This is a genomic window from Desertivirga brevis (assembly GCF_017355835.1).
Genome location: NZ_JAFEWF010000004.1, coordinates 72,801 through 96,639, shown reverse-complemented (window position 1 = coordinate 96,639; position 23,839 = coordinate 72,801). Strand labels below are relative to the sequence as shown.

Here is a 23,839-nt window from a genome sequence, read left to right as displayed (position 1 = left end):
TTCGTAAGGCAATGCATCTAATTCTTTTTCTCCGCAGCAGCTGCTGCAGCTTTCTTCGCTTTTAATGCTGCTGTATAGTCCTTATACATCTGCTTCCAGCTACGTCCGTTGGCATTAAGGAATTGTTCGTTCTTTGTTTTATAGATTTCAAAGATTGCTGAGATCTGCGTCATGTTTTTGAAATCCACAGCTTGCTCTCTGGCTTGCTTCAGGTTCTTAAGGATTGTCTCTTCTTCCTGGGCTGTCATGTTTGGAACAATTTCTTTATATGCCTTCATGGTGAAAGCAACCTTTCCAATGGTATACTTATCGAGGATCTCCTCAACCTGCTGTTCAGAAAGGTCTGCCCTTAATCCAGTCATCAAGTCCTGGTGCACCGTTTTAGGAATGGCCGAATCAGCAATCACTTGTCTTTCTAGATCTGAAAGTTTATTGCCACTGGCAAGGTTAATTCCAGGAGGAACATCTGCAGCCGAATGAGAATTATGCCAGTCGCGGACAGCCTTAAGGTGTGTAGCAATAACTTTTTTCAAACGGGCTTCTTTTGCGGCATCATTCAAGTTTAAAGATGAAACCCATTCAGCCGCCTTATTATCCACTTCAGCATCAGATTTGGCCTTCGCCTCTGCACTTAAGGGAGCAGCTTGCTTCGTCTGTGAAAACGCTGGAGCTGATAAACCTGCGGCGGCAACGATTGCAGCAGCAGCAAAAATTCCTTTTATAGTATTCATAATTCGAATGATTAGTTTGATTTACATTTCAGAATTGAACGAGTAATTGCCTGATCCAACTTCCAGAACAACTCTGCTAGCTTCAGTTCTTAGCAGCTTAACTCCGTCAACCGTACTTACCTTTTTATTTCCTTCTTTAACTTTGTTAGCTCCACCAGCAGGTATATAAACAATAGCTTTTGAGTTGGCTGGTACAGTTATATTCCAGGTAAATGTCTTACCAGATTTCTTCCAATCGCTCCTGATCTCACCTCGCACAGAATTATAGCTGGCCTTAACATAGCTCAGGTCATTGATCATCTCCGGTCTCATGATGATCTTCTTGTACCCTGCCTCCTCCAGATCAGATTTAATACCCGCTAAATTCTCATAATACCAAATCAGCAAGTCACCCAACATCATCACGTGATTCTGGGAATTCATTTTCGGATTTGCGGTATTGCCATTCCAGAGCTCCCAGATGGCAGTAGACCCGTTTTCAATCATGTAGCCCCAGGAAGGATAAGTTTTTTTGGAGGCAATGGTATAGGCAAGATCTGCTCTGCCAATTTCAGAAAGAGTTCTCATCAGCCACTGCACACCTATTAATCCGGTACTCAGGTGACCGTTATTTTTATTTATGATGGAGGCGATTTGCGCAACCAACCTATTTCTATTTTCTTCCTCAACAATTCCAAATGCTACAGGAAGGATATTATCCGTAAGTGTATTTTCACCGTAAAACCCTTCCTTATGATAAAACCTCTTATTGAACGCTTCTTTTGATCTGGCAGCCATTGCTGCAAAACCAGCAATATCCTGGTCCTGACCAGCAAGTTTAGCAAAGCGGATCATCAGGTTATTTACATAATAATCATAAGCAGTAGCAATCAGTGCACTTGGATGTTTCTGGTCGGCATTAACACCTCTTCCTGCTTCCGCACTTACCGGAGGTACACACCAGTCCCCATAACTATCTTTCGTCATAACCCCTTCTGCATCCAGATAACGCGACTCCATATATTGAAGCCACTTCTTCATTGCGGGGTAGTTGTTTCGGATCACTTCCTTATCTCCTGTCTGACGGTAAAGCATATCAACAACCAGATGAAGAGTTGAAGGCCAGGTCATATTATCACTGTAGTAACGCCAAAAAGCGGGTGCAACATCAGGAATGGCTCCGTCCGCCTTTTGAGAGTACCTTATATCGTCAGCCCATTTATTATATAAGGCAGTATTATTAAAAAGGAAACTTTCTCCATAAGATACCGTCGAGCGATCGCCTAGCCATGGCTGACGTTCGTTCCGTTGTGGACAATCAATCGGCATTCCTTTATAGTTTGAGGCAATACCCCACCAGGAGTTACGGTGTATTTGATTTAGAAGAGTATTGGAAGATTCAAATTTTCCTACCGTTGCCATGTCATCATACACAAAGCGGGCAGTGAAGTCTTTTTGAGTAGGTGTTCCGGGATAACCGCTAACTTCAACATATCTAAATCCATGAAAGGTAAACCGTGGTTCCCATACTTCAGTTCCCTCTCCTTTTAGTATATAAGTATCGGTAGTTTTAGCATCCCGTAGGTTTTCAATAAAAAGACTACGATCCTCTTTCAAAGATTCAGCAAATTTCAAGGTAAGCTTTTGGCCTTTCTCTCCTTTCACCTGAAGTTTAACCCATCCGGCCATATTTTGACCGAAGTCAATTATATAATTACCATTGCTTCTTTTTTTGATAGATACGGGAGCAATACTTTGCATCACCTTCATGAACTCATTCTCCTGAGGCTCGTAAGTCCCACCCGGTTCCTGAACGTATTCTGCAGTCAGCCATTTCTTCTCGTCGAATCCTGGTTTGTCCCAGCCAGCAAACTCTTTCCGCGCGTCATACTCCTCGCCATCGTATTCGTTGTTAGCTAAAATTGGTCCTTCTGCTGTTCCTTTCCATGACTCGTCAGTTTTAATGGTTGCCGAGGTTCCATCCTTATATTGGATATTTATTTGCATTAACATCTTCGGTAAGCCAAAAGTCTTCACCTTATATGGCTTTGCCTGACGCATTGCAAAAAAACGTCCATTTCCTAATATAACTCCAATAGCATGCTTTCCTTGTTTAATAACAGGAGTGACATCAAACGCATTGTATTTAACATTTTGAGTATAATCTGTAGGTGCTGGAGCAAGTACCTGGTCACCTATTTTCTTACCATTGATTGTGAGCTCATAAAGTCCTAATCCAATGATATATGCTGTTGCCGACTTTACTTCTTTATTTACAGCAAATTCTTTTCTGAAGTACCTTGCTGATAGGCGATTTTGATCCTCATTATCCCATGGAAAATACCGATCAAAACCTATCCACCGACCTTCCCAATCTTTATAGTTCAGTAAGCCCGTTCCGAACGAGGCTGTGCGACTCCAGGCCGATCCGCCTTTGTTCGTCCAAACTCTAACCTTCCAGTAATATTTGCTTTTCGTCTTAAGTGGCTTACCTGCATAGGTAATATTTGAGGCAGCATCAGAATTTACTTTTCCGCTTGACCAAAGATCTCCCTGACCATCGGCAAGTTTAAGAGAATCAGAAGAAACTGATATCTCGTAAGCCTCCTGAATAATTCCCCTTCCTTTAGCTACAACCTGCCAGCTAAATCTTGGCGTATTACTAGAAAGAGCGAGAGGATTTGCCATCAGGTTACACCGCAGATTTTCTGCGGAAACCTGCGCTTTAGTCGCAACAAAAGACGAAGCAAGGAACACTAAAAGAATAAGCTTCTTCATTTAATTATTTACCTAAAAAATCAAAATACAATGTTAGATCTAATGCACGCGCAGGCTCTTTTTCATAGTCGTAAAAGATATTTTGCATAGACATTGGACCAGTACGGTCTGCCCGCTGTGTTTTTGTACCAATTGCATGAATACCTTGTAAGAAAGAAATATCACCTGACGGGAAATTGATAACATAGTTGCCCCACTGATCGGTCTTCGGAGAAGGAGAAAACAAACGGAAGAAAAGATCTTCATTTTCTGTAACCACAGTAAACGGCTGCGACTTGGTTATGAATTTGCACCAGTACATGTTAGAGTGATATCCTTTAAACTCAGGATAAACCCATTGTTCTCCAGTTTCTGTGTTGTTGTAATCCTTCTTCCACACTCCGAAAGAATTACCTTTCAAACGATTCTTCCATACCCGGTATGGACCGTTGCCCATGTACTCGATCCCTTTGATCTCGGATTCCGGAAAAGAAAAATTAACTCCAATAAAATCTGTGAGATACTGTGCAGGGAAGTACTTCACGTTCAATTTAATCCATCCTGAAGGAAAAATTGTCCACTGCAATTTATTGTAGGCAGCTTTTCTGTCAAACGTAGATTCGATTACTACATTTCCACCGTCATTTTTATAAGTGATGTTGGAGAAATTAGTCGCACCCTGCTGTATAATAGGTCCATTATTAAAAGGAATTAAACCTTTTGAATTTTTAACTGATCTTAGAATTCCAGTCTTTTTACTGAAACCAACTACAAGCTCCCCTACTGAAACCGTAAGCAAACTATCTTTTTCTTCTATTTTAACCCGTTTTTCGCCCCCCTTTTGAACAAGAGTATTAGCTTCTTTACCGGGTAGAGTTATAGGAAAGCTCCAGGTAAAAAGCTCCTTCTGTGATGGGTCCTTTGCTGTGATGTATAATACATCAAAGCTTCTCCAATCTGCAGGAAGATCAACTTTAACTGTCCCCTTAAATCCAGGTTTCAAGTCCGGGGACTTAGATATGCCTGTCCTGTTTTGACCATTCTTTAGGTTACTAAGCTTCCAACTGAAGCTGCATTGGTTAAGGTTTGTATAGTGATATCTGTTCTCTACATTAAAAACCCCATCAAAGCCTGCAGTCATCTCCCTTGCCTCAAAGAAAACAGGGCTCCAAACCTCTTTGATGGTATAGAAACTTCCTTCCTTTTCATGGTAAGGACCAACTATTCCATCTGCGCCGCGGTTTCCATCTGTATCAAGTACACCATTTTTATCTGTACGAACAACACCCTGATCCGCAAAATCCCACAAGAAGCCGCCTGCAGACATTGGATTTTTAAGCATAGCATTCCAATAGTCTTCAAGACCTGCTCCATGTCCACCATCGTACAGACCATGCAGAAATTCCGTCGGCATTACTATGCTGTGCCCGTGATTATAATTGGAGATCCCATAGTTATATTCACGGTAATGCTGTGTATCGAAACCATTGAAGTCCTCCCAGGGGTGAAGAACAATTCTCTTCTGAATATCTTCTTGTGCAAATAAATGATCAAGCTCGCGATTATGTCCCCCTTCATTTCCGTTTGACCAGAAAATGATTGATGGATGGTTAACATCATGTTCTATCATTTCCTTTACCAGCTTAGTCCCAGTTGGAGTATCATAGTTTCCATGCCATCCAGCCAACTCGTCCATCACAAATAAACCAAGGGAATCACAAACATCCAGGAAATGATCATCTGGTGGGTAATGAGACATTCTCACCGCGTTCATATTCATTTCCTTCATTATGTTTACATCTGCGATGCTTATTTTCTTACTTGTGGTTCTTCCTGATGTTGGATAGAAAGAGTGTCTGTTGACACCCTTCATCTTGATCTTTACACCATTCACATAAACACCGTCACGTTCTTTAATCTCTACGGTTCTAAAGCCAAATTTCTGCTGGACAGTATGCGTTGCTTTTCCTCCCGAGTAAAGAGTAAATACAGCCTTATACAAATTGGGAAACTCAGATGACCAAAGCTTTGGTGATGAGAAAGTTCCACTAAGTGCTGCTGTACCATTATTTCCAGACAACTTTTTTGATATCAACCCACCAAACTTAGTTCCTTTGGCGTCGAATAGCTGCACAGTTACTCTATCCGCTTTTCCTTCAATATCGATATTAGTAAAGAACTGGCCATTTGCTTTTGCATCAATCGCTAGATGACGGATATTTACCAGGGGAAGATTTTCAAGGTATACAGGCCTGAAAATTCCACCAAAGATCCAAAAATCTGCTTTTCTTTCCGCCTCATTTACAGAAGGGTTAGCTGAATGCTTCGCAACCCTTACTTCAAGTAAATTGGAACTTCCATAATTTAACTGATTACTTATATCATATCTAAAGGCATAAAACGCTCCCTGATGAATCGGCCCGGCTGATTTGCCGTTTATTTTCACTTCGGTGTCCGTCATCGATCCCTCGAAAACAATATTTATCTTTCTGTTTTTCCAATCTGCAGGGACATTAAAAGAATACTTATAAAGCCCTTCTTCCTTTCCTCTTATAGTGTCCTTCGCAAATCCGTAATCATATTTCCCGTACCCCTGTAATTCCCAGTTGGAAGGCACAGGAATCTTACCCCACTTACCAGAGTTCCTACCAGCAGTACAAAAGAAGTCCCAGGAAACTGTATTATCATTACCAGTGCCAGAAAGGTAAAGTTTCTGTGTTTGCTGGGCATGGGTGGAGGTAGTAGCTAAAAGCAGAAAGCTAAAAGCAGAAAGCAGAAAGCATATAACGCGATAAGACATTCTTCCAAGCCTTATACAACTAAAACTAGGAAAGTGGTTTTTCAATCTAAATGAATTATAAGCCCTCATTTTGCACTTACTTTAAATTGTGCAACAATTGGGTTATCTGATCTGAATGGCATTGCCGGGTATCCTTCTTTATTATATAAGGTTGCTTTACCTCCCTCGTTCCAGCCAAATCTTACGTTGACCGGCTTTTTTACAGCGTCTGAACTCACGATTACTTTTTTTCCTTTTATAATAGCTTTCGCAGGATGATACACACCATCTGCTCCTGCTATTTCAAATTGAGTTAATTCTTTTCCATCATGACTTACCAAGCCATTAGGTGCATGCTCGTACGAAACTACTACCGAATTCGCTTTAACTTTTTTCGACCTAAATAACGGTCCGCTTGGGGTTACTTTCTTGCGGTAATCTACCGCTAACGGCCATTGAGCAAGCCTTCTCCCTATTTCCCATTTGAAGCTGGGGTGCAAATCATCAGGGGTCACTATGAGGTCTGTTGTTGTGATCATTCCCGTATGCGGAACTTTCATAACAGCCTGTTGTGCTTCCCAGAATTTAGGCAAAGTCTCCTTAGTGAGCGGGTACTTACCTGTGCTTTTTGAATAATAGAAAGGAGCTATCTGAGTATAGTAAAAAGGAAGGTTTTTATCATTCCAATGCGCTCTCCAACTATTGATTAAAGCCTCTAATTTATAAGAATACTCAAGGGTTTCATTCTGAAAGCAATTAGTTTCTCCCTGGTACCAAATGAATCCCTTTACCCCAAAAGGAGCAAGAGGACGGATCATGGATTCAAAGAAACTTGTTCCACCAGTACTTACTTTATAGGTCTTGAAAAATTCTGAAGTATAAGCATTAGCAGGGATCCATGGTTCTATAGCACTTCCAGGAATCGCTGCAGATATCATTCCGACAGGAACACCTAATTTTGACTGGAGTTCCTTTGCGAAAAAATATCCAGGGGCAGAAAATACCCTGAGAGCTGAATCCTGGGCGACATTCCAACCCTTATGCTGAGGATCTGGCTTAACTTGATCTTTTCTATTTACCAAAAAGATACGAATAAGAGGATTGCGTGCTCTATCCAACTCATCTATCGGAGAATTAGCAGTACTAGTATCGGGCTTTGCCATCTTACTGTTCTTCCTCATAGTAAACTCCATATTGGACTGACCAGAACAAATCCATACCTCTCCTACCAGGATATTTTCCAGCTTTATAGTATTAGATCCACTAATAATCATTGCAGAAGGACGAGTCGATGCTTTCATTGGTGATAACACAACCTTCCAGTTCCCAGATCCATCAGCCGCAGTTTTCAGGCTTTGTCCCGCAAACTGAACAGATACTTGTTCTCCTGCAGAAGCCGTTCCCCAAATTGTTACTGGTTTCTCTCGCTGAAGAACCATATTATGACCCAAAATTCTTGGCAATACAACTTCAGCCTTCGAGGAAAAGGAACAAAGAACAATGGTTAATATGCTGAGCAGCTTCTTCATCTATTTGCCTTTGGTAACTAAAGATTTAATAAAGAAGGCAGCATTTTCTACTGCATCACCAGCTTTTGGTAGTGATTCGTGCATTGGATCTGTTGGAGTATCAGCATCAGGAAATCTTCTGGTATCGCCAGTTCTAAAAGTAATCCTGGAAATCTCCGCTACCGGTGCGAAGAAAATACCAGGCATCTTCTTTCCGTTTACATCAAGGTTGTAGAAGCGCTTATCAGTATCTAAATCAATCTTGATGGTATAAGTCTCTCCGGCTTTATATTGAATTACATTTCTGTTCCTATAGCCGGCTTTTGTAGTAAAGTTTGCAGTAGAGTCAAATTGCAATCTGATAGCAGGCGTTCCTTTACTATCCAGGAACTCGATATCAAGTTGACCTTTGTTATTCTGCTGAGGAATTACGGTAATTTCAGCAACAAGACGTTTACCAGAAGGAATTACGCGCTCGGCTTTAGCATATTCATAACGATCTTTATCTGACAGAAGCAAGGCTTTTGTTCCATCATTCATCTTGCTAATACTAACAGGTGCCCATTTTGGACTATAAGTATTCCACAAGGCGAGCTCTTTGCCTGCGGTCATCTGACTAAATATCTCATTAGGATAAGTTGTTACCTTGTCTGTAACAGGAACAGGAACAGAACTAACCCAAATATCTTCTTTGTTCATACTGTAGGTAAGCCAAAGCTTTCCATCCGGTGGTACCCCGTTTCCTTCTTCCATACCACGTACGTATTGAGGTCCATAAGATTTGTAATTACCTCCGTAACGCATCGGGCTAATCTCACCATTCACCAGTAGAAGGTTATTATAGTTCAATCCATCCTGGCTCACAGAAATAGCCAGAGGCCAGCGAAACTCTGAAGGGTTATAAACAGTCGCAAACTTACCGTCCGAAGTTCTTTGGCCCCAGATCTTGGCGTTACTATTCACAAATTTGGGTGCTCTTGTAGGATTATACTCCCAGGTTTTACCGTTGTCTTTGCTGATACTGGTAAGTGCATTCTTCCATAAACCAACCACTCGACCGTCAGGCAGGTGATAGTAGCTGAAAGCTTTAGCTTCCTTCTTGAGAGGAATTAAAGGATCATCCCTGTCTGCTTCTTCAACCCACTGCTGCATCATTAGGGGCGTAGCAAGTAACTCATTACAAGCCTCTACAAAACCTTTATCCTTACTGGTAGTATAAAATGGGAACTGAGATTTAGTTTTATCCCAGCTTTTATTATAACGGATAAAATATATCGGACCAAAACTTCCGTCCTTTTTGATTTCACGCACAGCCCTTCCCATACCTTTTCCATCATTTGGATCATCCTTTTGGTCCATAGCTATTCCATAATAGGCCAACACAAGCAGACGATTCTTTTTCGATGTAAAAAATCCCATTCTCTGGTGCATCACCGCATACAGATCTTTAGCGACTCCCGGGTACCCTTCTTTCTTCCAGCCGTCAGGAACTTTTACAGGAGGAAATACAACAACAGGCTTAGACCAGTTATATCCGTCTTTAGAAGTGTGTAAAAGTGACTGACTTGGAGGAATATGTTCACCAACAGGATCGCTTAGATATTCCAAATAAAAAGTATTATTCCAATGAGCGATCATTGGAGCATGGTTGTAAGTCCAACTAAAACCGTCAGCTAATTCGGGGTGCTGACGATTTGCTCTGAAAACCTGAACACTATGTACACCCACAGCCGGACTTAACTGACCGTGGTGATAATCAACATTAGATAAAGTAGTCCCGGTATAACGAACAGTATCCTGAGCATTTGCCGTAACAAAGGCTGCCGCTAATCCTAAACTTAAACTTATTCTGTTTACTAAATTCATTTTCTAATTGATCTTGGCAGTATCTATTCCTGCACTCTTTTGTAATCCCCTTAAAACTTTCTTACTTGCTTTAAAAATAGTTCCGTGCTTATGTCCTTCAGGCACACTTGTTTCGTTTTCCGCATCACTGAAGTTGATAAAGTCTTTAGTCTTTAACCTACCATATTTCTTTTCTCGATAAGAGTCGTAGTAAACAATATACTCCTCGCCTACTTTCGCCACAGCAGGTCCTTCAGTGAAGTTTGGTGAAAAAGGAGCTGAGATATTTGGATATGGTCCTAACGGCGACTTGGAGAAACCGATTTTGATATTTCGGTTTGGACGTGTATTATCTTTTACAACTAACACGTAATCATTGGCTTTCCTTTTTACAATTACAGCATCAATTGCACTGAAACCAGGGTCAAGAAATAACTTGGAGGGACTAAAGGTTTTGAAGTCCTTGGTTGTAGTATAATATAAACGATGATTATTATCTTCATCCTCCTGGCCTTTCGGGAAACGGAAAGGAATACATGAAGCCCAAACAATAATATACTGCTTATCCACATCATCATAGAAAAGCTCAGGAGCCCAAACGTTAACAGTAGTTGGTTCATTTTCCATTACTGGAATAAATTTCTGTTCAGACCAGTTTACAAGGTCTTTGGAGCTTGCATATCCAAAACCTTTGTCACCTTTCCAGCTGCTTGTCCAAACGAAATGGAAAGTACCATCGGGTCCTTTTACAATTGATGGATCACGCATCACTTTTTGCTGTCCAACTTGCGGCTTCAGATAAGTTTTGTTCAGATCAGTCCAATGTTTACCGTCATTACTAAACAGGAAACGTAGTCCCTGATTGGCCGGCTCATGAAAAGACGTGAACATATAGACTTCCTTAGTGCAGGAAGCCAGAGATATTACTATTACTAATAGAAGCCAGATGCCTTTTTTCATTACTGGAAATATTAACAAGAATTACAAACTATCCAATATCAACACCCAGTCGTTTCCATCCTTCTCCTCAGCAGGGGGATTAAACTCCTTTACTCCGGTATTCGAAAAGTTACCAATCAGCGTAGTTTCCCCGTTCCTTGGATTGAACCATGATGCTTTAACTTTTGTACCTGCAATCTTTCCCATATTTACAGGAATATTTCTTCCGTTATAGGTATAGATGAAAGCATAAGTTTTTCCCCTGGTTGCAACCAGACGGTTATACTTCTCACCAGGATTTCCAGCGATCAGACTTTGATCTGGAATGCGTTCGAAGAAAGGTCTTGAAAGCATAAGTTTTTTCAAATGAATCATTTGTTGGGCGCCTGGATTATTAATAGCTGTCTCCCACAATTCTTTTGCGCCATAGGCACTTCCTTTATCGCTTGATTTAAGGAATTGCATTACTGAATTATTTCCGTAAGTGTAACCAAATGCGCCGGCAAAGACAGACCAGTAACCGTAACGACGAACGTCATAATCTTTCCATCTGATCTCCAACGTATCGTGTAAACCCTGAGGAATACCTTCGTAAGACGGCTCAGAATCAATTGTTGGTTTAGTAGGTTTTAGCTTATAATCTACCTCTACAAACTTCCAATTGTCCTCACCGTAGTGATATTTCTCTTTAGCAGTAGTATCCTGATCATAACGACGGTGTCCGGACTGGAAAGAGTTAAAATCTAGCCATTTCTCGTTATGAAACCACTCAGAAGAAGGAGTACGTCCACGAGGGTGATAAGTGATCAGGTGATTATTGTCCAGATTATTAATTGTATTTCCTATAGTATTCCAGACAGCAGTTGAATCGCTACCCGCAATATCCCCACCATTCATCCAAATAATGTTCGACTTTGCTTTATAGCGATTAGTAAGGAAAGTGGCATAAGATTTTGCTTGCTTCGATGTTACATGCCCTTCTTTTACAACAGATCCCCATACGGGCACTAAAGCCATGTATAAGCCTTTCTTTTCAGCCAGGTTAACAATATAATCTACATGATCCCAGTAATCGTATTGTTTAGGATCAGCAGCATTAGCTCCGGAGGTAATATTTGGGCGTGTTATATCTTTTCGGATTAAAGCAGAGTCTCCATAGGTATTCACTTCTGCGATATCATGAATAACCATTACCTGTATTACGTTGAAACCTTGCGCTTTCCGTACTTGTAAATATTTTTCAGCTTCAGCACGAGTTAGTTTACTAAATAACAACCATCCAGTATCTCCCAACCAGAAAAACGGCTTGCTTCCTTGCTGGATATATCTCTTATTTGCAGAAACCTTTAATGGTCCAGTTTGCTGGGCATGAACACTAATCGTACTTAAAACAGCCGCCGCTGCTAATACAATGTATTTACCTAAAACTTTCAATTTCAAAAATTTATTTAGTCAACCATAACACAGCACCTGCCTTAGGGCTGCTTAAAACTGTATTTGCTGCTCCTTTAATTTTTTCAGCTTTTCCTATTTCAACACCTGTTCTTGAGTCTATCCAACGCACGTTGTAATTAGCATTAGCCAGATCAAGTTTGATAGGTTCGGAGGAAGTAGTATAAACTATATAACCCTTGTTCTTTGATGATAATACGTATTGTCGCGCAACTTCTTTTGATAACTTCGCCGGAGTCATTTCTGAAGCATCTATTAAGAAAGCCTTCGGGGTTTTTGGAATTGAAGGCAAAGACCCACCAGCCATAAATACCGCCCATCCATAACTGTCCGCTCCATCACCGCCATATATCACTGCCTTTCCAGGATTTTGAATTCTGTACTCTGAGACTGCTCTGTACACCTGATCAAAAGAACTCGCTTTTGGTTTAAGTAAGCGAGCATGCTGACGGGGAGCTAGATTTTGGCCTCCCTTAGGCTCGTAAGCTTTCTCATCAGCCTGGTAGTGCCAGTATTTGATATCAATTACATCGATAACAGAAGCCCGTTCTTTGTCAGCAAGAATTGCGTCTTGCACATCTTTAGTGGTACTTAAACCAATAAGTGCTTTTTTGCCTGTTTCTTTCTCCCATTCTTTGATCACATCCACCCAGAATTGAACAAAGTGAAGTGGTCCAGTATACTCAGCACTGATCAGCTGAATAACACCATTATTTTCAGTAAAATTTTCAAGGCTCTTTCTAATATATGCTCTATGTAACTCCCTTCTAACCGGATTACTAATATCATAGAATTGCTCTGCCATGAATACCCGTTTGTCTCCGGCATAAGGAACAGGCTCCGGGAATCCAGTGTTATTTATATTATTAACCGGACGCCATGGAAAATCAGCATAGTGAGCTCCTGCTTCTATAATATTGTGTTGAAAATAGTTCTCGTGCAATAATACCAATCCCTTCTGATCCGCCAGATCTGCATATTGCTTTAAACGATTCCAATACCAATGGTTGTATTTTGTAAGATCATATTTACTTAAGCCGTCCCAGGCTGATTCCTTACCACTACGTGCAAACGGAAGTTCATAAAATGGAGGCCATACATCGCCATCCATACGTCTTATTCTCTCGTGATCATCACGACGACGTTCATACCACAAACCATAGTTATGGTCCAATGCTACTACATTGCCGGCCTTCATACTGTCTGTCATGGCATTAAGATCGTCTGTGAGTCCCTCTCCTACCTGTCCCGGAACAAAGCGCGTAACGTGGGGCTTAGGTGCTTTCAGTCCGTAAGGACGGGATGAGCCATTCCACCATGGCACTTCTCTTCTTCGTCCGGCAACAACCTCATCGCCTCTTACTAACCACCCATTCTGAATATGGAATACTCCTGCCTTAGGCGCCGGAGCTGGTTGTACCACACCAATTTGATCTATCGTTTTTACTTTGGAATAGGAAACAGGTATAGGTTGACGTTCGGCCGCGTCATCTATAAAGCTTGTTAATGTAATTGCCGGAGTTGCTGATAATTTAGTTAATGACATTGCTACATCAACTGGAGGACTACTAGAAGCCTCTGTACCTACCGGAATAACAATAGCACGGTTTCCTAATTTATCGCCAATCCTTTCTTTTAATTGCGCATAATACAAGCTGCGAGGCTGGATTTGCTCATTTGACATAGTCCAATAACCATCGCCTGCAAACTGTGCCCATGTACCAAAAGCCCAGTTATGAGCAGTGGGAGGTTCATAATTATCTACTCTCGACGCGGTGCACTGCCAGAAAACACTATTTGCAGCGTTCCAACCCGCTCCCTGACCGTCTTGCTCCAAATTTTTATAACTTAAAGCTTGCCCGTCAACATTTACTATATCAAATAAAACTCCAGAGGCCCAGCTGTCTACTGGCCCACTGAAACTGTATGGTAAGTGCGACTCACACTGTACAAATACATTGGGTCCCGCTGCACAAAAACCTACCGCAAAATCGTGGTAGCCGGCTTCAGCATAACATCTCTGAAAAAGAGTTTGCTGTCCTGCGGTCATAAACGTATACCGTCTTTGTCCGCCTATCTCTGAAACCGGTGCCAATGATTTACAATCTTCAACAGTTACTCGTTTTGCACTTTCCTGTACGTTAACTGCCGATCCAGCAAAGTGCTCAAAATTTACCTGACGAACCCAGGCATCCATGGCATTTTCAATAACAATAGCCATCCATCTGTGGTCCTCATCCTTAGGATTTGAAGCGTCGAACGAGGAACGTAAATGAATGTTTTCAACTCCGGCATTAGCTATCCGGCCAGGCCAGGTATACTTACTTACCGTTCCAACTCCATAAGCTGTATCAAGCGAAGTTGTTAATGGAACATCCAGAGTTATTACAGAACCATTTATAGCTGTAATTTTTCTATCAAAGAGAATATCCCGCTGTCCCGGCTTCCAACCTAAAGAAGAAAGACCGCCACCGAAAGTTTGTGTTCCGAGTACATCTATCCAGGCCTTTGTTGAATTACGGCGGATCTGAATATGGTCGCCAACTTTAAAAGCATTAGGATTAGAAACGTTGATCTTAACAGAACTAACAGGCACATAAGCATCTGTTATATTCACCTGTGCACCCAAACGTTGATCGCCCTTTCCTCCTAAAGTGATCAGGGTCTGACGATCATATCCTGTCCCAAGCAAAACCGTTCCGTTATTCACGCCGCTTCCGCGAAGGACCACTCCGGATGCCTTGATTTGCAATGCACCACCAACTTCATACTTTCCTTTTTCCAGCAGCACGGCACCCCTGAATCCGCTCTTGTCCGCGGGAAGAGATGCTACATAATCCAAAGCAGATTGGATCCTGAGCGTTGCATCACCTGGTTTCACCGGAACTACGACCTTAACAGGAAGGTTCGGTATTGCTTCTTCCCCAGCTTTATAACCAGCATAAGAGAAATCGGGAATACGATCGCCATTAGGGTAAGCTGAATAAACCAATTTTCCACCTTCAGCGGAAAGAGGCTCAAATGGTTTAGGTTTAGGCTGTTTTTGCGCAAAAACAGGACTTGTCAGCATTTGAATGCCAACCAGCCCTGCTATTATAACTTTTGTAATATCTTTAGCAGACATGTTCTTATTTTGAGGAAGGAGTTACAGCAACTAAAGGTACAACGCTGTTTAAATACTCTTCAATGTTTGTATAGCCATCTTTATTTCTATCGGCAGTTGCATCAGCAGCGTTTTTAGGGTTCAAGCCATTCTTAATTTCCCAGGCATCAGGCATTCCATCGTTATCTGAATCCTTGTAAGGGCTACCCTTATATTCAGGATAACCACCTACCTGACTAATATCACTGATAATTCCTTGCTTGTAGCTATCAGCCGGTAAACGTCTTTTTATAAACTCGCCACCAACCGGAGGTTTTGCGTTTTCACTGTACTCGATCTTCCCTGTTTTAACCTCGCGAATAATCCTTTCATCAACAGGATCTCTTTTAGGTAAAGTTGCACCTACATTAGCAAGCACATACTTATAAGCATCCTGCGCAGGGATAATAGCTACTTTAGCTATTGGAAAAGGTTTATCAGCTTTAATACTATCTGTATAACGACCGGCATCTGGCATGTCCCCAATCTGAATACCACCATCCCAATTGTTTTTTGTTACACGCTCATTGCCATCTACAATATTACCGTTAGCGTAAACTCTTCCAAAAAGAGTTTTCTTATCTGCTGAGCGTCCTGATTCCGGTTTTAAAATTCGGTGGCCAATAGGTTTATCTAAAGGCGTTATCGGACCAGGTTTGTAGTAATTATTTATAAAATTGAACAAAGAGTTATTATCTCCGCCGTCAGCTGAACGGTTCCACCAGTTAAACACCACATTGTTTACGAACCCAAAATCACCGTACATGCCCACTGAAGGATTACGACTAATGTTATTAGCCCAGAGGTTACGCATGAAGGTACTGTTAAGACCACCGATGGTGCTTCCAAAAGAATGGTTATAAGTATCCAAACACTCACTAAAGATTGAGTTCTGAATAGTAACATTGACAGTCGGAAGCTTTTGTGGTTTTTCACTGTTCCTTTCATAAACGTGACGATACATAGACATGTTCTCATCCAATCCCCAGCTTGCAGAAACGTGATCAATAATGATATTCCCAACAGGGTTTCCACCAAGGGCATCATCCCTGCGGGTTACCAAAGTTTCTCCTCTGCGGAAGCGCATGTAGCGAACAACAACATCATGTGTATCGATCCATACAGACTCTCCAGCAATACAAACTCCATCACCCGGTGCAGTTTGACCAGCAATTGTAATGTAAGGGGCACGAATAATAACAGGACTTTTTAAGCGAATAATACCAGCGACATTAAAAACAACTATTCTTGCCCCGCCTTGCTCACAAGCCTCGCGGAAAGAACCAGGACCACTGTCATTTAGATTGGTAACTACGAACACTTTGCCTCCTCTACCGCCGGAAGTAAATGCACCGCCACCTTCGGCGCCAGGAAACGCAGGGATTTTCGCCTGGGGCAAATCTGATGGCTTAGAAGCTCCGGGAACATAAGGTTTCCCATTCTTGATATCCCGCTCAATGATTGGTAAAGCTTTTTGCCAGGCAATGTCCGACTGACGTTTAACAGCATTTAGTGCAGAATCCGCCTTCGCCTCCATGGCAGGAGGGATTGTAGGATATTGCGCGAAAACTGATTTTGAACAAATAAATGTTAATGCAGCAAGTGATATACTTAAAGCTTTGTTCATTATGATTTTTTTAAGTGTGTTTAATTTGGTTATTCAAACAGGTTACCCTAGCTCATCTGGTTAGAACCATAAACAAAAATACCCTGAGATCGTATCCTCGTTCTATAGAATTTTCTCAAGCTATTGTAGCTTCTTATCATGAGTCGTAAGTACTTTGTTACCTTTTACTAGTAAATCGTGCATGATCTTGTAATTCTTGAAGCCCGGTCCCCAAACCAAATTCCTCCAAAAACAAAAGGAGGGCCGGGCGGCCCTCACAATTCAACCAATTATATTTACTAAATTAAGAAAGGAATAACAAATTAAGGTTTAACAGTACTTACAGTAACTAAACTATTTAAATACTCTTCAATGTTACTATAACCATCGTTGTTGCGATCTTTTGCTGAATCAGAAGGATCTTTAGGATTTAAACCGTTCTTAGTTTCCCACTCGTCAGGCAAGCCGTCTTTGTCTGAATCTTTGTAGGGTTTACCCTTATATTCAGGGTATCCTCCTACCTGACTAGGATCAGTAATGATACCCAACTTATACGAATCAATAGGTAGTTTACGATGCTTAAACTGAGTTTCAGGAAGTTTAACGCCTTCTTTATAGCTGATCTTACCTGTTCTTACCTGCTCAACTACACGAGCGTCAACTGCATCTCTTTTAGGCAGGATGGCACCTGCATTCTGAAGTACGTAGCTATAAGCATCTCTTGTAGGAATGATCGAGATTGGAGCCATAGGGAAAGGCTTATCTGTCTTCATTGCCGCAAAGTATGGCTTTGCCTCTTCGAAGCTCATCAATTCACCTTTCTTATTCTCTAACTGAATACCACCATCCCAGTTATCTTTAGTAACTCTATCGTTACCTTCAATGATGTTTCCAGTTACATGTGCTCTTCCGAACACTACATATTTGAGCTTACTTCTACCAGACTCAGGTTTTAAGATCCTATAACTGATAGGCTCTTTCAAATCTGTAACTGGTCCTGGTTTGTAGTAGTTATTGATAATATTGTAGCTTGCTTTATAGTCACCACCATCAGTAGACCTGTGGTTCCAGTTAAAGACAACGTTATTTGCGAAGTTGAAGATACCATTCCATCCTATTGAAGGATTACGAGCTGCATTATCAGCCCAAAGGTTACGCATGAATGTACAATTCTCTCCACCAAGAGTACTACCAAACGCATGGTTCCAGGTATCTAAAGCCTCAGAGAAAATTGAATTTTGAATAGTAATATTTACTGTTCCTAACTTTTCTTCTGCTTTACCCGTGCTGTCATTATACATGTGGCGATACATGGACATGTTCTCATCTAAGCCCCAGCTTGCAGATACGTGGTCGATCATGATATTACCTACTGGGTTTCCACCAATAGCATCATCTCTCCTACCCACGAATGTCTCACCTCTGCGGAAACGCATAAATCGAATAACCACGTCGTGCGTATTGATCCAAACAGACTCACCAGCAACACAAACACCATCACCAGGAGCTGACTGACCAGCAATTGTAATGTACGGAGCACGGATGATCAAAGGAGTCTTTAAACGAATGATACCAGACACGTTGAAAACAACGATACGAGCACCACCCTGCTCACAAGCCTCGCGTAAGGTACCAGGACCATTATCTGCTAAACTTGTAACAACATACACTTTTCCACCACGACCACCGAAAGAGTAAGCACCACCACCTTCTGCTCCAGGAAATGCAGGAATTGAAGACTGAGGTAAATCACTAGGGCGACCAGCCCATGGAATAAAAGGTTTTCCTTCTCTACCTTCCTTCTCAATTATAGGAAGCGCTTTTTGCCAGGCAATATCCGATTGACGAAATGCTTCCTTTAGCAAATCATCACTCGCCTTCTTAACATCAGCAGGGATATCAGGATACTGAGCAAGTGATCTTTCTGAATTCATCACCAACGCCCCGCCAACCAAAAAAGGAATAAAAAACTTCTTCATCTAATAAAAGTGTGTGTGCTTATTGTTTAATTTATTTGGTTACAATTAATACCTTTTGGTTAGAAAGTATATTATAAACCAAAGATAAATCGATTTCCATATTCGCGAATATAGAATTTTGACTTGTTATTGTAGGATGTTAGCTTTAGTCCGGTTATAACCCTTTTGTTACAGTCTCAAAAAATCTGATTCACCGTAATTTGGGAACCAAGCAGGTATCTTTATAATTTTGCTTTTTTTTATAGTTTTGCAACCAAGACTTTTCACAATGCGCTTTTTATTTTTACTATTTACAGTAAGCACCCTAACAGCTTTTTCCCAATCTAATTATAAACCTGGCTACGTCATCCTAAATAATAAAGACACGATCAAAGGTTTAGTGGACACCAAAGAATGGGGGCTTACCCCTAAAAGTATCCTGTTTAAAACAAAAGAAGGAAAGAAAGTTTATTATTCACCTAAACACATACAGTCCTTCCATGTGCCTGGTTTTTGTAAATATGTTACTTATAATGGACCAATTTCGAAAAATGAAAATGAATTTACCAAGGTTGGTGCAACTATCGATACCACAGCAAAGGTAGATACGGTATTTTTAAGGGAAATAGTCCATGGAGAATATCTTTCTCTATTTGATTATAAAGACAATTTAAAACAAAGATTTTTTGTTAAGGACAAATTTTCGAAAATAGAGGAGCTCCTTTCTTATAAATATCGACATAATAATTCATTACTTTCTTTTGAGGCATATCGAGAACGTTTAAAAACATTGGTAAGCGAGGCAGGATTAAATAATCCAGCTTTTCCCCCTGCCATTGACAACTCCTCTTATAGTAAAGCATCGTTTCTAAAGCTGTTCATGTTTATTAATGGTATTACTACAAATCATACTGAAGAAAAAAGAGAGGCTATTGAAATATTCTTTGGAATATCTGCAAATCAAACAACGTTTGAATTCGAAGAAGTTCATCCTTTATCGGGAAGCGAGAATAACTCTAAAACTTATATTTTACCAGGAATTGAACTAGGACTTGTTTTCTATCCTAGTTCCCAGATTCGTAAGTTAGCTATTCGCACAACATTTGGAATTAGTAAACACCAATTCGAGACATATAAAGACGAGGAACTGAGTGCGGGAAGAATATCTCGCGCAACCTATGAACTTGATGTACTGAACCTTGCTTTTACACCAACTATTCAGTATAACATCTACAATGGAAAGTTAGTTAAGGGATTTATAAATACGGGTATTGCTATTAATACCTCACTTAAAGAAAAATCCGAATTCAAAAAGAAGATGATTAAATCACCAGTGCGCTTGGAGATTGACCAATCGTACTATAACGAAAATTATAATTTCCCTTCTTTCTGGATTCAATTTCCAATAGAATGTGGAATTCAAATTAGTAAAGTTCAAATCCTAGCACGTTATCTACAGCCCCTGGGAAGCAATATCGAAGCAAAAAACAACAATATGATAAAGCAGCATACCCTTTCAGGAGCAATACGCTACCATTTGTGATTAGCATAGTATTGTTTTGCAGTATTTAAACCATAGCAAAGGATCGTCATTGATAGTAATACTAATTCCATCTGTTAAAATCCTACAATAATAAGTTAAATGGCAAGAGAAACTACCTCAAATAAGTAAAGCTCATGGGGGCGGCAAATCTTCGACTCATCTGCAACAATCATCGGATCAGCGATTAAGGCCATGTGTTAGAGTATACCATAATTCTCTTGTTTCTTTTATTTTCTTGGACGACATCCTACGCCTGATCCTCGTCTCGCTTTAATCCGATCAACTTATTAGGCTGCCAAGCTCAAGAAACAGCGATTGGAAAAGGGCCAAGTAAAAATTGATATGGATATCCAAATTGTGCTTAATAAAAAAGGTTCGGCGAGTTGCCGAACCATCTTCAAAATAACTAGGGTCTAGTGGAATAGGTACAATCTACTTCTGGACCTTTATGCTAATACTTAAATACGGTCTACCATCGTAATCAACACTAAGTGCATTTACGAAAATGCAACCGTACTTACCCTCTGGTGTAACAAAATAAACAAGAGTATTAGGAGCGAGTCCGTTTGATTGTTGAGTCCCTTCTAATATTGTCCTAGTCAAGGTTTCAGCCTTTGCTCTAGTCTCTATTTCGCTGCTGGAAGAAAGATTGTAATTGAATAAGGTCGCCGAACTTGCTATAAAATTACTAAACCTTGTCGTCCTTTTTTGCCAATCACTGATTCCATATACCGGGTTGGGATTGGTAGGATTACTTAGCGAATATAAATTAAAAATCAATTGTCCTAACCTTTGAGGATTCTGGTCAACCTTTGTGAAAATTCCAAAATCTATATCAGCGGAATTTTCTTTGCCTTCATTATAACTATAGGCTTTATCCTTGGATATCGAATAGAATGACAAAGAGTTTCCATCGTTAGTTGGGGCATATAATCTTCTATTATGCAATAGGCGGTAATTCACCTCTGGAACATCAATAGTCAGTTGTTTATAACCATCGCCAATATAAACATTCGTTGAATTTTGAGCGTATATTCGGTAACTTGTCTTCCCTGTTCGATTAGCCACTACTTTAACTAATCCAGAATAGTTTCTTCTTTTTGAGGGATCAGAAACATTAGTTACAACTCGATCAACTTGATTAGTGCCTGCTCCAGGATACTTTTCTACTGTAATGTAATGAATATCCTCTTTTCCAGAAGTCAAGGTATAGTCTATATACGCTGTCTGTCCATCAGTTAAAATCGTATTTCCCGAAACTAGAACAGGATTAACTACTGGATTTCCGCCATTAAAAACAACTGTAGCAGCAGCAATCTGTGCCCCGCTTGCCCCGACTGCCCATACTCTATAGGTACCGGTTCCTGCACTGCTTTTTTTCAATTTGACAACTCCAGCGAATTTATTTCTCTCTGCCGAGTTTGCTGTTAAAGTGACCAGAGGGGTATTACTTCCTGTTTCTGCAACATTAACAGTGTATATCTGGTTAATGGCCGGACTTGTTGTCGGAGTACTCACCTCGAAATCTAATATTACTTCGTCACTATTTAAAGCGGAGTTATAAGTAACGTCCACGTCAGTAAAACGGTTATAAATATTTTCGGATTCTTTTTTGCATGAAGCGAGGAAAACTGCTCCAGCGGCTAAAAAAGAAAATACGCTATATCTTATATTCTTCATTTCAATCAATTATGTATATTTTCAAATACTATTCAGCAAGAGGATCAAAGGTTCCACCTGGCCAGCCGACAGTTGGTTGAATATTAACTCCTCTATTTACGAAATCATCATTGAATGTATAGAAATAATGTTCTTGGGGAACACTATAAGGAAGTAAAGCACCCACACCTGAAACAGTAAATTTAACACGTGCAGGCGGGTTAAAATATTGAAGGTAAGTGGCTTTATCATTAAGATTGAGACTCTCTCTGAAACGAGTAGTGGTCCCAGCCTCTAAGGCATTTTTTGCTGCAGCATCTTTAACTGTGAATTCAATACTTTCTAGATCTCCGGAAAGCAAGTGCATTCTACGGGTCCTTCTAAGGTCAGCATTACGCTTATTCTCAAATGCAAACTCTACCATCCGTTCATTTAGAATCAAATCCCGCATATCGCTGACAGATGCGATCCTACCCAAACCATAGTCATTAGCAGCATCACCTTGTTCTATGCCTGCTCTTATCCGAATTTGTCTTACCATGTCTTTTGCAAGGTTCATATCACCTGTTTCATTAGCACAATCTGCTAGATTAAGCATCACTTCTGCTAATCTCAGCTCAATCCAGTCCATTCCATTTCCACCGAGGTTATTCTGATACCTTGCGCTACCAGCTGCTAAACCAGGTCTAGTAAACCGCTTGCAATAAAGACCCATTATATTTGTTTCATCCGCAGCACTATTATAGGTCCATTGCCTTCTATTTGTTTTTCCACTTAAAGGCCAAACGCTTCCATTATAAGCAATAGTTGCTTCAAAACGAGGATCTCTGTTAACCCAAAACACTACCGGATCATATGTGTATTTTCCATTAGCCACGGAGATTGGATTCCCGTCTTTCATTGGATAGGCATCAACCAGCCTGGTAGTCGCCCTGTATCCAACATAAGGACTTGCTCCACCACTCTCAGAACTTGGTCGAGACCTTGCCTCAGCGTCATGTCCTCTTCTCTCAATAGTTTCACTGTATGGTCTAACTATGATCGCCTCCGGATTAGGTTCTACACGGAAAATATCTGCATAGTTCGTAACTAATCTTTTTTGCCCGTCAAGTGCCATTTGATACGCGGCCTTATTTGCCTCTAAAGCAGTTGTCCACCTGCTCTGATCATTTTGGGGGTTGAATTGCGGGCTCGCCCAATATAAAAGGACTTTTGCTTTTAAACAGGCAGCAGCTAAGCGATCCAATCGTCCTCGTCCAGTCCCGTCGTCCCAAGTTACATTCCTTAACTTAGACATAGCCGAATCCAAGTCAGAAACAATTACATTAAAACATTCTTTGGCGCTCGCTCTACCACGGGCGGTAACGTTCTCAGGATCCTGAGGTTCTAAAACCAATGGAACTCCTCCATAAACTTTAACCAGGTCAAAGTACACCATGGCTCTTAACGCATAATACTGCCCTAAAAATCTATCTTTTGTGGCCTGCGGTAAAGTTCCTTCGGGAATATATTTAATTGCATTATTACACCTGGAAATATCCATATACTTGTTATTTCCTGCATTGACAGTATAAACATTTCCGGCAAATCTGACATCATTGTTGTTTAATGGCGGCACCTGTAATCCAAGAGCTTTCCTGGCCATTTCATCTGTTAGAGGAAAGGCGTTTTCGTCGCTGGCATAATGAACCCCATAGCGACCATTCATATTATTAGTATTGAAATTCTCGTAGAGGAACATTGGCATGATCACATCATACGCGCGATTCAAGTGCATATCCAAAGCTCCCTCTGTACTCCATATCGCCGCATCTATTCCACCTCTATCTGGTAACACAAAGAATTCATCTTTATTAACACAGGCAGATAAGCCTGCAGCCATGGAAAGCACAAATAAAGACTTTTTTAGTATACTTTTATATTGTTTTAACATCGCACAAA

13 protein-coding genes are annotated in these 23,839 nt (G+C 40.7%); 1 reads left to right on the top strand and 12 read right to left on the bottom strand.

Annotated elements, in window-relative coordinates:
• Positions 1-17: 17 nt before the first annotated feature.
• The 10 genes from J4N25_RS12425 to J4N25_RS12380 all read right to left on the bottom strand — a co-directional run bounded on the left by J4N25_RS12425 (position 18) and on the right by J4N25_RS12380 (position 18,717).
• Positions 18-731, bottom strand: coding sequence for a DUF3826 domain-containing protein (locus J4N25_RS12425; RefSeq protein WP_207422533.1), 714 nt, complete (start codon positions 729-731; stop codon positions 18-20).
• 21 nt (positions 732-752) lie between these two features.
• Positions 753-3,488, bottom strand: a complete 2,736-nt coding sequence (locus J4N25_RS12420) for a glycoside hydrolase family 78 protein (RefSeq protein ID WP_207422532.1) — start codon at positions 3,486-3,488, stop codon at positions 753-755.
• A gap of 4 nt (positions 3,489-3,492) precedes the next feature.
• Positions 3,493-6,267, bottom strand: coding sequence for a glycoside hydrolase family 2 protein (locus J4N25_RS12415; RefSeq protein WP_207422531.1), 2,775 nt, complete (start codon positions 6,265-6,267; stop codon positions 3,493-3,495).
• Positions 6,268-6,332: 65 nt separating this feature from the next.
• The gene (locus J4N25_RS12410; RefSeq protein WP_242695890.1) at positions 6,333-7,775 is read right to left on the bottom strand and encodes a sialate O-acetylesterase; all 1,443 of its coding nucleotides are present in this window, start codon (positions 7,773-7,775) and stop codon (positions 6,333-6,335) included.
• Positions 7,776-9,620, bottom strand: a complete 1,845-nt coding sequence (locus J4N25_RS12405) for an exo-alpha-sialidase (RefSeq protein WP_207422530.1) — start codon at positions 9,618-9,620, stop codon at positions 7,776-7,778.
• A 3-nt stretch (positions 9,621-9,623) separates the two neighbouring features.
• Positions 9,624-10,559, bottom strand: a complete 936-nt coding sequence (locus tag J4N25_RS12400) for a glycoside hydrolase family 43 protein (protein WP_207422529.1) — start codon at positions 10,557-10,559, stop codon at positions 9,624-9,626.
• 21 nt (positions 10,560-10,580) lie between these two features.
• Positions 10,581-11,978, bottom strand: a complete 1,398-nt coding sequence (locus J4N25_RS12395; RefSeq protein WP_242695889.1) for a glycoside hydrolase family 140 protein — start codon at positions 11,976-11,978, stop codon at positions 10,581-10,583.
• A 4-nt stretch (positions 11,979-11,982) separates the two neighbouring features.
• Positions 11,983-15,114, bottom strand: coding sequence for a DUF6298 domain-containing protein (locus J4N25_RS12390; RefSeq protein ID WP_242695888.1), 3,132 nt, complete (start codon positions 15,112-15,114; stop codon positions 11,983-11,985).
• Between the two features lie 4 nt (positions 15,115-15,118).
• Entirely contained in the window at positions 15,119-16,759 is a 1,641-nt protein-coding gene (locus J4N25_RS12385) for a pectate lyase family protein (protein ID WP_207422528.1), read from the bottom strand.
• Between the two features lie 302 nt (positions 16,760-17,061).
• Positions 17,062-18,717, bottom strand: coding sequence for a pectate lyase family protein (locus tag J4N25_RS12380; protein ID WP_207422527.1), 1,656 nt, complete (start codon positions 18,715-18,717; stop codon positions 17,062-17,064).
• Between the two features lie 268 nt (positions 18,718-18,985).
• Between J4N25_RS12380 and J4N25_RS12375 the strand changes: the two genes are divergently transcribed.
• Positions 18,986-20,239 carry a hypothetical protein gene (locus J4N25_RS12375; RefSeq protein WP_207422526.1) on the top strand — a complete coding sequence of 418 codons (1,254 nt, stop codon included), beginning with the start codon at positions 18,986-18,988 and terminating at the stop codon, positions 20,237-20,239.
• Positions 20,240-20,671: 432 nt separating this feature from the next.
• Here J4N25_RS12375 and J4N25_RS12370 read toward each other — a convergent pair whose 3' ends face one another.
• Positions 20,672-21,919 carry a hypothetical protein gene (locus tag J4N25_RS12370; RefSeq protein WP_207422525.1) on the bottom strand — a complete coding sequence of 416 codons (1,248 nt, stop codon included), beginning with the start codon at positions 21,917-21,919 and terminating at the stop codon, positions 20,672-20,674.
• Positions 21,920-21,947: 28 nt separating this feature from the next.
• Positions 21,948-23,831, bottom strand: a complete 1,884-nt coding sequence (locus J4N25_RS12365; protein WP_207422524.1) for a RagB/SusD family nutrient uptake outer membrane protein — start codon at positions 23,829-23,831, stop codon at positions 21,948-21,950.
• Between the last annotated feature and the right edge of the window lie 8 nt (positions 23,832-23,839).